Annotated in this window: 9 protein-coding genes; 7 read left to right on the top strand and 2 right to left on the bottom strand. The window is 51.6% G+C overall.

Features of this window, described 5'->3' with window-relative positions; all coding sequences use genetic code 11:
- Positions 1 to 817 precede the first annotated feature (817 nt).
- On the bottom strand, positions 818 to 1,498 hold the full coding sequence (gene tsaA, locus DXB00_RS15870) for a tRNA (N6-threonylcarbamoyladenosine(37)-N6)-methyltransferase TrmO (protein WP_118728951.1): 681 nt from the start codon (positions 1,496 to 1,498) through the stop codon (positions 818 to 820).
- A gap of 266 nt (positions 1,499 to 1,764) precedes the next feature.
- On the opposite strand from tsaA, the gene DXB00_RS15865 reads away from it, so the two are divergent.
- A complete protein-coding gene (locus DXB00_RS15865) occupies positions 1,765 to 2,106 on the top strand; it encodes a hypothetical protein (protein ID WP_118728952.1) in 342 nt (113 codons plus the stop codon).
- Between the two features lie 813 nt (positions 2,107 to 2,919).
- Positions 2,920 to 4,005 carry a replication initiator protein A gene (locus tag DXB00_RS15860; protein WP_118728953.1) on the top strand — a complete coding sequence of 362 codons (1,086 nt, stop codon included), beginning with the start codon at positions 2,920 to 2,922 and terminating at the stop codon, positions 4,003 to 4,005.
- A gap of 217 nt (positions 4,006 to 4,222) precedes the next feature.
- Here DXB00_RS15860 and DXB00_RS15855 read toward each other — a convergent pair whose 3' ends face one another.
- Positions 4,223 to 4,762 carry a recombinase family protein gene (locus DXB00_RS15855; RefSeq protein ID WP_330427941.1) on the bottom strand — a complete coding sequence of 180 codons (540 nt, stop codon included), beginning with the start codon at positions 4,760 to 4,762 and terminating at the stop codon, positions 4,223 to 4,225.
- 253 nt (positions 4,763 to 5,015) lie between these two features.
- Here DXB00_RS15855 and DXB00_RS15850 point away from each other — a divergent pair, with 253 nt between their 5' ends.
- The 5 genes from DXB00_RS15850 (at position 5,016) to DXB00_RS15830 (ending at position 10,875) form a co-directional block, all read left to right on the top strand.
- Positions 5,016 to 5,228, top strand: coding sequence for an excisionase (locus DXB00_RS15850; protein WP_118728955.1), 213 nt, complete (start codon positions 5,016 to 5,018; stop codon positions 5,226 to 5,228).
- An 82-nt stretch (positions 5,229 to 5,310) separates the two neighbouring features.
- Positions 5,311 to 6,504, top strand: coding sequence for a site-specific integrase (locus DXB00_RS15845; RefSeq protein ID WP_118728956.1), 1,194 nt, complete (start codon positions 5,311 to 5,313; stop codon positions 6,502 to 6,504).
- 247 nt (positions 6,505 to 6,751) lie between these two features.
- The gene (locus DXB00_RS15840; protein WP_110435133.1) at positions 6,752 to 7,432 is read left to right on the top strand and encodes a response regulator transcription factor; all 681 of its coding nucleotides are present in this window, start codon (positions 6,752 to 6,754) and stop codon (positions 7,430 to 7,432) included.
- Between the two features lie 3 nt (positions 7,433 to 7,435).
- Positions 7,436 to 8,887 (top strand): sensor histidine kinase, encoded by a 1,452-nt coding sequence (locus tag DXB00_RS15835; protein ID WP_118728957.1) that lies wholly within the window; start codon positions 7,436 to 7,438, stop codon positions 8,885 to 8,887.
- A 362-nt stretch (positions 8,888 to 9,249) separates the two neighbouring features.
- The gene (locus DXB00_RS15830) at positions 9,250 to 10,875 is read left to right on the top strand and encodes a S1C family serine protease (protein ID WP_118728958.1); all 1,626 of its coding nucleotides are present in this window, start codon (positions 9,250 to 9,252) and stop codon (positions 10,873 to 10,875) included.
- Positions 10,876 to 11,012 lie beyond the last annotated feature (137 nt).

Raw genomic sequence — 11,012 nt, 5'->3', positions numbered from 1 at the left:
AGACACCTACGGTTTCTACCCTCTTTGAACACCCGTTTCCCTTGTTGGGATAGCTTGGGTGCAGACGGTAGACTGCGTAAGCAGGAAAAGGACGCGGCAGTCGGGTTACCTCAGCGTGTCTTTCTCTGCCTTTTCGCAGTTCACAGACAGCGTACTGCTACACATGCGGGTTAATCAACGCAGAGCGCGGCATGACAGTGCCGCGCAACATTTTTACCTGTGCAGATTATCCAAATCCTGCGGTTATAGCTGATTTGCACTCGCAAACGGTTTGCGCGACACTGTTATCCCCCAGGGGACCCTCTCTTGCCCTATGGGCAATTCACCTTGTGTCGCGCCTGCGAAGACTTTCCGGTCTGTGTAGCAGAACGGTATCTGACACTGCGAACAGGTTGCGAAAGACACGGAAGAAAAAATCCTCTGCCGTTCCCCTATTTCGCAGCGGTCACATGTAGGTAATCTGCGCCAGGCTAACAAACAAGGGAAAGGTAGGAGTTCAAAGAGGAAGGAAAACCGCAGGTTGTCCTTCCTTTTTGCCCCGCCGCGGAGCGCGGCACGCTCCCGCCGTCCGCAGACGGCGAATCCCCCCGCTGAGGTTCAGCGGAAAACTCTCCGCCCGTTAGGGGCGAACACGCTAACGCAGTTCGCGTCCCCCGCTCAGCCGGTGCAGAGAAACAGGCTGCCGCCCGGAAAGGGCGAACACGCCTGCGCAGTTCACGTCCCCCGCTCAGTCGGTGCAGAGAAACAGGCTGCCGCCCGGATTGGGCGAACTGCCTGCGCGGTTTGTGCGCCCCGTGTAAAATTTACCGCAGAATAGTTAGCGACTCTCGATTTGCCGAACGGTCAGCAAGTCACCTTCCACGGTGAATTTGACCTCAAATCCCGCAAACGGGAAGCCGTACACGCGACCCGGCTCGTGCTGATAGCCCGGTCGGGGGTCTTGTGCGAGCACGTTCAGCAGGGTTTGACGGCGTTCCTGCGGCAGCTTTTCGAGCAGCTGCGCCGGACACTTAACCCGCACCGCATCGGTCGTCAGCGCAAAACCGCCGCGTGCCTCCGGATGCGAATCCGTGTACGCAAGGTACGGCTTGATGTCGAAAATCGGCGTGCCGTCCATCAGATCCGCGCCCGAAATGTGCAGCACCGGACCGTCCGGCGTGTTGGGCTCCACGCGGTCAAGGCGCACCGAGGACAGCCCGATCTCGTTCGGCCGGAACGGCGAGCGCGTCGCAAACACGCCGATGCGCTTGTTGCCGCCCAGCTTGGGCGGGCGCACAGTCGGGGACCAGCCGTCACGCACGGCTGCCGAAAACTGCCAGATGAGCCACAGGTGAGAGAAACCCTCGATGCCGCGCAGCGCATCCGCGTTGCGGTATTCCGGCTCGAATACAATGCGCGCCGGTACGTCCGCCAGTCCGCTCTGCCGCGGAATGCCGAATTTGGTGGGAAAATCGCTGTGTATCCGCGCAATAATATGCATTTCTACCGTCTGTGACATAAAAATTCTCCTTTTGGGTGATATATTCAGTATAGCACAGGAACTGTCGGGTGCAAAGCAGTGTTTTACAAAATGTTAATGCAATATCTTGCTTTGATGATGGATTCATGTGCTGAAAACAGTAATTTTATCAAAAATATGTAATATAGAGCGCGAAAAAGTTTGGTGTTATTTATCGTTGCACCGATTTTGCACCGAATATCTGAAAAGCCCCGAAATGACACCGAAAACCCAATCACCCAACGGAAAAACAAAGGAGAAAAAACATGGAATTTGAAAGACTAACATTCCCGACACTGGAAAGCCTGCTGGTTCATTTGAACAGAGGGTATTTCACCAGTATGCAGATGAACTTTCCCTCGAAAGATGCGGCCAGTCGAGTAGATATATCTCTTGTAGTAGGGCCTTTTGAAATTATCGAGGACGGCGTTGCTTTTATCATTGACCCGTTCTGGGAGAGTAAGATTGTGGTAAAAGGCGAATTTGCATGGGCAAGCGGGCGTTTCTTTCCCGAGGAACGGATTGAGTATATCACCGTAAAATTCGCAGATCAGAAACCTTTTCAGCTGACCATTTTTCTGGCTGATGATGATGATGAAGATTTTTAAATAAAAAATAACTGCGGCTGATGTGCGATTTTTTACGCATATCAGCCGCTTTTGCTGTTTATATAATGATTTTAGTTATGAACTGCAATAATGCACAATAAAAGAGAAAGGAATTTGTGCATAGTGCCGAGACCCAATTTCCGATTTTTTGTATAGTAGTATATGTCAAGCAAAATCACCGCGCGGCAAGTTGCATAAGCCTGCGAGGATACGCCACAATCGTTCCTGCCCTAACTGCGCCTATCTCTTGGTGAACAACCACCAGAAACGATTCTGAGGCATTCTGAGCCGATTTATAGAAAGAGGTGAATCCATGACTTAGCAAGCCAGCCGCATGGCCACTCAATAACATTTTGTTATCGAGTTAAGCCAGCGATTCACAATGACCAACTACGACCAACGACCAGAAAGAGAGCGATTACAATTTGATAGACAGTGCGAAATGCCATAATCCTGCGAGAATGCGCTGTAATCGCTTTTGGTGCATCTGGTGTATCCATTGACGAATGACCGCCAGAAACGATTCTAGGGCATTCTGAGCCAATTATAAAAGGAGTGAGAAAATTGCGATTCAACTATTCAAAGCAAGGATACCATCAAGTGCGGGAGAAGTCAAGTATTTTGGCTCATTCCTACGTTCGAGTTTGATTCGTGCGCTCGAGAAAATTCAAGGAAATATAAATTTTCTGTCTGGGAGAACTTTTACCGAAAACTCGGAGAGCCGTGAACGCTGTTTCCCGAAAAATCGGAACGAGCCAGAAGGGGTAATAGAGGCTTAATATTCAACAAATAATCAAATTGGGAGGATAATCAATGAGTAATTCCATTACCACACTGAACGAAACGTTCGGCCAGAGCGAAAGCACACAAGCGTTCGCCAAACTGCCGAAAATTTTCTTCAACGGAAAAGCGCCGCAATACAAACACCTGACAGCGCAACATATTCTGGCGTACGCCTTGATGCGTGACCGTCTGCAACTGTCTATCTCCAACCAGATGAAAGATGAGCATGGCATTCCGTTCATCTGTTATGACCTTGGAAACGTGGCGGCAGATGTTCGCTGCGGTGAAAAGAAAGCTGGCCAGTTAGTGAATGACCTCGACAACATGGGATTGATTCGCAAGGTTCGGCGGGGATTAGGCAAACCCAACCGAATCTATGTGCATGATGTGCTTGAAACTGAACCGTCAAAACGACTGGACAGAACACGTTCAAAGGACGGACAAGAGCCGTTGGAAGAACAGCTAAAGAGCTGTCGGGGGAACAGCACTGAACCGTCTGACGGACAGACAAGACCTGTCAAGGGGACAGTTCCAGAGCAGTCCAACGGACAGAGTAATAAGACTGAAATTAGTAAGACTGATAACAGTAACACTGATAGTAGCAATACTGAAATTAGTAATACTGACAATAGTAATTACTCCGTCAATGGTAACGAGCGGGCTTTTAATAACGGTTTAATGACCTCAGATGCGAAAATTTATTTTCTGGCCAGAAATGAAGAATCTTTAGTGGATGAAGTATGTCAGTTGATGTTTAAGATAGTGAGGGCAACACCCCAAACTATTCGTGTTGATGATCGAGAAATGAAAGGTAATGCAGTTAGTAAGCAATTAGAGAATATCAGCATAGCACAAGTCGAAACTGCAATGGATCGCATTAAGGGAAATCAGTATTCGGAGGAAGAACGGCGTGAACACTTGACGGCAGAATTATACCATGTCACGCAAGAAACCAGCAATCAAACTGTGCAAGCGGGTATTGCTGATAGTTCATATCAGACCACCAGCCAAACAAGCAACACTGATGCTCTGGCTGGAATAAGCCAAGAAACGCAAGAGCAGAACAAGAAAAAATTAGAACGAATGTACGCAGAATTTGGTGATTTGTGGAATTGAGCTGTGTTCTGTCACTGACTGTAACTAAGGATGTGTCACAATCAGCTATCCTCTCGCTGGCTGGACTAAGGGGAGTACGGAAACTGCGACCTTTGAACAACAGCGCACCAGCCGCAATACTGTCGCGTTTCGCTACGGTATTGCGGGTGAAAACTAACGCGAATACAGGGCGTTCCAGCGCGAAAGAGAGGGCGTTAACCCTCTCCCTGCTCCTTAATCAGCTTATCCAGTGTCGGACGGCTGATTTTGAGCACTCGTGCCAACTCAGCTTTAGACGGTATCTCGCGGCGCTGGTATCTCGCATACTGGGCGGCAAAGTCGGCAGGTGTAACAGGTGTGCGCCCCTTGTACTTGCCTCCCGCTTGGCGATGGCGATACCCTCTCTCTGGCGCTCTAACAGGTTCGCGCGTTCAAACTCTGCGATAGCTCCTATCATAGTCAGCATGAGCTTTCCCGTTGGTGTACTGCTGTCTACGGCTTCTTTGCGGCTGACAAGATGCACACCCTTGGCGGCCAGAGTGTCAACGATGTTCAGCAGGTCAGCGGTAGAGCGTGCCAGGCGGCTGAAATCGTGAACATACACGGTATCACCCTCGCGCACAAACTCCAGCATGGCTTGAAGCTGCGGCCTGTTCGTGTCTTTGCCGGACACTTTCTCGCAGAACCACTTGTCGATCTGGTAAGCGGCTAACGCTTCACGCTGCCGTTCATCGTTCTGCTCTACTGTAGATACTCTCACATACGCGATATTTGCCATATTCTCAACCTCCTGTGAGATTAGAATAGCATAACGTAAAGTATAAGTCAATGACTATCTTTACAGTTGGTAAAATAAATATCAATTTAAACTCTAAATTTACCGAACAACAGACTCCTGAGAGAGTCAAGTTAGATTATACCCTAATTTTATAATTGCCTGTACGGGCACAATTTACACTTTTCACGTCTGCCGCCTGCACACGAGCGGGCGAGTAGATATATCTCACTCAAAGAAAAAGAAAGGAAAACATATGACCACTGATTACATGAATAACACCTATGTTCCCCTCTGGGAGAAAGAACTGCTGAACGTGCCAGAGGCTACGGCGTTCTCTGGTATTGGTCAAAACTCGATTCGTGCTCTTATTGAAGAACACCCTGAACTGGTGTTCCGTGTCGGCACAAAACATCTTATCAAACGCAAATCTCTCCAGAAGTTCATTCGTGATAATTATTCCATGTAAAAGTTCGTGCAATCCAGCCCCAACTATGCTATACTGTTGCTGTCATATTTGGGGCTTTTCAGCAGGAAAGGAGATCTAATTATTGGCTGGAAAGCGAAAAGACAACAAAGGGCGTGTATTAAAAGAGGGAGAGTGCCAGAAAAAGAATGGTATCTATCAGTTCAAGAAACTTGACCCGAACACCCACCAATACGCCTATGTAACAGACCCGACTTTAGAGGGCATGAGAAAGAAAAAGGCGGAACTGATTCGTTCGATTGAGAGCGGTATCAGCTATTCTAGCGGGAAAATCACAGTGAATGAACTGCTGGAAATGTATATCGAGATGAAAGACGATAAAACCGAAAATACGCAGATCAACTACACTTCATGGGCGGAGATGGTAAAACGGGAACAGTTCGGAAATCGTCGTATCTGTGACGTAAAAGAGATAGATGCGCGGCGGTGGTTCAAAGCGATGCGTAAAAACGGCAAAGCGTACAGCACTATCTCAGCTATGAGTAAAATATTAAAACCAGCGTTCAAAATGGCATTGAAAAACCATCTGATTCGTGAAAATCCGTTTGATTTTCGGCTCAATGACATACTCACAAATGACACGGCGAAACGTGATGCGCTGACCAATGAACAAGTAAATGCCTTATTGGACTTCATTACCAATGACAGCACATATTCACGGCATCTGGATTGGTTCATTGTATTACTGGGAACGGGCGTTCGTATCAGCGAATTTTGTGGTTTGACCAAGGCTGATTTGGACTTTGAGAATCGGCTGATTACCATTAACAAACAACTGCTGCGGCGTAAAGATGGGAGCAAGTACATGAAAAACCCTAAATCTGCTGCGGGCAATCGCGTTATCGCTATGAGTGATGCGGTGTGCAACAGTCTGCACAACATCATTGAACACCGTAACTGCGGAACAGTTGAACCTATGATAGATGGACACTGTGGTTTTCTCATGCTGACAAAGGGAGATAAACCTGTTATTGCTGCTGATTTAGAATCAATCATGCGGAGAGCGGTAAATAAATACAACAGGAAACACCCTGATAACCCATTACCGCGCATCACACCGCATACTTTTAGGCATACACTGTGCAGTAATTTACTGAACAGGGGAATGTCTGCGGCCAATGTAGCCGCGATGATGGGGCATGATAACCCGACTACGACCATGAAATATTACGCGCACGCGAATAACGAGCAGGCTATCAACCAGATGCGGCAGATTCTTGAATTTAATAGTTCTGCAACACTGGCGGTAAACGGGTAAGGACGTTGCACCGATTTTGCACCGATTTTGCACCAAGATGCGTGAAATTGCGTGAAGCTATGTAAAATGCTGGTTCGGGAGATTCAAGAAAAAGTTCTGAAAATGCGATATTTAGCACAAATAAATCACATATAATGCTGTGAAAGTTGAAATATGTTTTCTGGAACTTGTTACAAAATGTTAATGCATTCCACCTCAAAACGCGCTATAATAGAATCAGATTAAACTGGGAAAGCAGGGGAGAACTATGCCCAAGAAGATATTGATCGTAGAGGACGAGGCCAACATCCGTGAGCTGCTGCGCCTGTATCTGGAGCGCGAAGGCTACACGGTGCTTGAGGCGGAAAACGGCGTGGAGGGCATCAAAAAGTGGAAGTCCGACAAGCCGGACATGCTGCTGCTCGATGTGATGATGCCGGTGATGGACGGCTGGGCGGTCTGCAGGGAGATCCGCGCGGAGAGCGATGTGCCGATTATCATGCTGACGGCCAAAGGCGAGACCGCAGACCGCGTTTCCGGTCTGGAGATGGGCGCGGACGACTACATCGTCAAGCCGCTCGAAATGCCGGAGGTCATTGCGCGCGTGCGTGCGGTATTCCGCCGCATGGCGCCGGATGATGCGCCCGAGAAGCTGTCGTTTGACAATCTCGTCATCGACAAGCAGGCGTACGATCTGGTCATCAAGGGCAAGCGCGTGGATGCGCCGCCGAAGGAGATCGAGCTGCTGTACTTCCTCGCCTCCAGCCCGAACCGCGTGTTCACCCGCGCACAGCTGCTCGACGATGTATGGGGCTTTGACTATTTCGGTGATACGAGAACGGTTGACGTACACGTCAAGCGTCTGCGCGAAAAGCTGGAGGGCGTCTCGGACAAGTGGGAGCTGAAAACCGTATGGGGTGTCGGCTACAAGTTTGAGACCAAGGAGTAAGCCATGGGCAGACGCAGTTTTTTCTTCAAGGACTATGTGGCCCACCTGATTTTGATCGTGTGCGCGTTTGCACTGGCCGGCGTGGTATTCTGCTACCAGATGAGCAGCTACGCGCTGCACGCCAAGCAGACCGAGCTGCGCACGACCGTGCAGAGCCTTGCCGAGCAGAGCAAGCTGCTTGAGGGTACGGACTCTGACGTGATCCGTCAGATTTACGTGCTGTCTATCGCGCGCGTGGCGAAGGAGGATGAGCTGACCGTGCTCATCACGGACGCGGACGGCAACATTGAAATGGGCGCCAAGCCGGACGGCACGACCTACACGCTGCCCGGCTATCATATCTCAAACGAAGTGGTTGCGGAGATGCACAAAAACGGCAGTTATGCGTCTGTCGGGTCACTTGGCGTGCTGAGTGAGTCCTCGTTTTACACGGTGGGCACCTGTGTCAAGGATGATAACGGCGATGCGGATTTGATGATCTTCGTCTCCACGCAGGATCCGAATTCGGCAGGCGTGGTGCGTCACTCGACGCAGACGCTCGTGCTCATCCTGCTGGTGACACTGGCGGTCATGCTGGTGATTTCGTTCATAATCTCTCAGCACGTCACGCGTCCGCTCAAGACGATTGCCGCCGCCGCCAAGGAATTTGCGGGCGGCAACTTCGACGTGCGCGTGCCCGAGGACAACCGCTGCTACGAGATTGACGAACTGGCGGTCTCGTTCAACAACATGGCGCGCGACCTTGACCAGCTCGAGGAGCTGACCCGCGGCTTTATTTCCAACGTCAGCCACGAGTTCAAGACCCCGATGACGACCATCGGCGGCTTTGTGGACGGCATGATCGACGGCACGATTCCGCTTGACCAGCGCGACAAGTACCTGAAGATCATCGCGGAGGAGACCAAACGCCTGTCCCGCATGGTAAACCGCATGCTGGATGCCGCAAAAATTCAGTCCGGCGAGCTGATCCTCAGTCCGGCGCCGTTCGACTTTACCGAAATGACGGCGCAGATCCTGCTCTCGTTCGAGCAGAAGATTGAGAAAAAGAAGCTGGATGTGCAGTGCGATCTCGAGGAACGGCTGACCGTCATGGGTGACCGCGACCACCTGTACCGAGCGGTGTACAACCTGACCGATAACGCGGTAAAGTTCATCGAGGACGGCGGTACGCTGAGGCTGAAGGTCCATCAGGAGGGACAGCTGTGCGTGTTCGCCATCAGCAACACCGGTATCGGCATTTCGGCGGAGGATCTGCCGCATGTGTTCGACCGCTTCTACAAGACCGACCGTTCGCGCTCGATGGATAAGACCGGCGCAGGTCTCGGCCTGTATATTGTGAAGAACATCATCAACCTGCACGGCGGTGAGATCTCCGTTCGCTCGGGCGGCGGCGAAACCGAGTTTGAGTTCACCCTGCCGCTCGCACCGGAGCAGAACCGACAGAATAACGCGTAAAAAGTGGCTTCCATGTGCTATCACTGTGCATGGAAGTCCTTTTTCTGCATGTGCTGTATTGAAGCGTTTCGCGCGGCAGCGCACATGAAATAGCATTTGCTCTGCAAATGCTCAAAAAGGGGGAGCATGTATCACCCTTTTTGGACTTCTGGAGGGAGAAAGTTTCTGAACAGGAACTTTCGTACGACTTTGGAACGGCCCACGGTCCGTTCCTCTTGTCGGCGAAACTGTAGTTTCGCGACAGGCAGTGTTCAAAAAATATTCATATTGTTTTCAACAAACTGCCACATTGAGAAACTATGATAGAAGCATCAACAGAGGGAACGGAATGTTCCCGCGAATAACAACAGGAGGTCAGTATCATGGACGACTTCAACATGAACAACAAAACACCGCTGAACAGCAGCGATCAGAATAACGAACAGCCGGCCGCCGAAACCCGGAACACCGCACCGCAGAACGAGCAGCCTGCACAGGCTCCGCGGAGCGAGCAGCCGATGCAGCAGCCGCAGACGGAACAGCCCGCACAGGCTCCGCAGAGCGAGCAGACGATGCAGCAGCCGCAGGCGGAACAGCCCGCACAGGCACCGCAGAGCGAGCAGCCGCAGGCAGAAGAGCCGCGCACGCCGTTCCAGACGCCGGTGCAGCATCCGGAGTTCCATCAGGCGCAGCAGCAGACCGGCTTCGGCGAGGTTCCGCCGATGAGCCAGAAGCCGCACACCCCGAAGAATAAAAAGCACAGCAGAGGCTTAGCGCTCGGTCTGTGCGGTGTAGCAGCTGCGTGCCTGCTGTTTGCAGGCGGCGCAGTTGTCGGCAATATGGCGTTCGGCGGCAATGCAAACAGCAATTCGGGCACAACGGCTTCCGATTCCTCGGATTCCGCGCCGACACTGCAGATCAACAGCAAGCCGGAGTCGGATTCGAGCAATTCCTCGGACAACTACGACACCGCGGACGGCATGGCCGGTGAGGATATCTACAAAAAGGTCAACCCGTCGGTCGTATCGGTTATCTCCACCACCTCTGAGGGCACGGGCAGCGGCTCGGGCGTCATCATGAGCAAGGACGGCTACATCATCACCAACAACCACGTTGTGGACGGCGCGCAGTCGGTTTCCGTACAGCTGAGCGACGACACCTCTCTCGATGCCGAGATCATCGGCACGGATGAGCAGACCGACCTTGCGGTCATCAAGGTAACGCCGACAAGCGACCTGACCGCCGCAGAGTTCGGTGACTCGGATGAGCTGGAGCCGGGCGAGTATGCCTACGCGATCGGTTCTCCCGGCGGCGTACAGTTTGCGAACACCATCACCGGCGGCCGTATTTCCGCTATCAACCGCGATCTGACCGTCAATGACCGTGTTATGACGCTGATTCAGACCGATGCTTCCATCAACAACGGCAACTCCGGCGGCGCACTCATCAACAAGTACGGTCAGGTGGTCGGCATCACGTCCGCTAAGCTGTCTGGCAATGCGTTCGGCAGCGCCACCGTTGAGGGCATGGGCTTTGCCATCCCGATCAACACCGCCAAGGATATTGTTGATGAGCTGATTCAGAACGGTTACGTTTCCGGCCGTCCGTCCATCGGCATCACCGGCCAGAACGTCGAGTCCGCGGACGGCAAGGTGTCCGGCGTGCAGGTATATTCCATTGATTCCCGCGCAAAGGCAGCCGGTGAGGGTCTGCAGGTTGGCGATGTCATCACCGCCGTTGACGGTACCCCGACCCCGGACATGGATAAGGTAAACGAACTCAAGCAGGATAAGAAGGCCGGCGACAAGCTGACGCTGAGCGTATACCGTATTTCGACCGGCAAGACGCTCAATATCACCATCACGCTGACCGATTCGCACGACCTCGAGGGCGATGACCCGAATGCCCAGACCCAGCAGCGCCAGAGCAGCCAGAGCGATAATTCGCAGCAGAATGACGGCTACGGCAGCTATCGGTTCTCCAGTCCGTTTGGTTCGTTCGGCTGGTAAATAATTGAGGATTGAAAATGGAGAATGGAGAATTGATGTAACGGTCAGCCATTCTCCATTTTTTCATTTCGAGAAATATAATAGAGCGGGTTTTCCGTAGGGTGCGGCAAGGTGAATTGCGGCGTTGCCGCAATTCA

It is taken from the genome of Butyricicoccus sp. OF10-2 (genome assembly GCF_003481925.1).
Classification (GTDB): domain Bacteria; phylum Bacillota; class Clostridia; order Oscillospirales; family Butyricicoccaceae; genus Agathobaculum; species Agathobaculum butyriciproducens.
The sequence above is the reverse complement of the archived record's forward strand: the minus strand, read 5'-3'. Positions and strand labels throughout refer to the sequence as shown.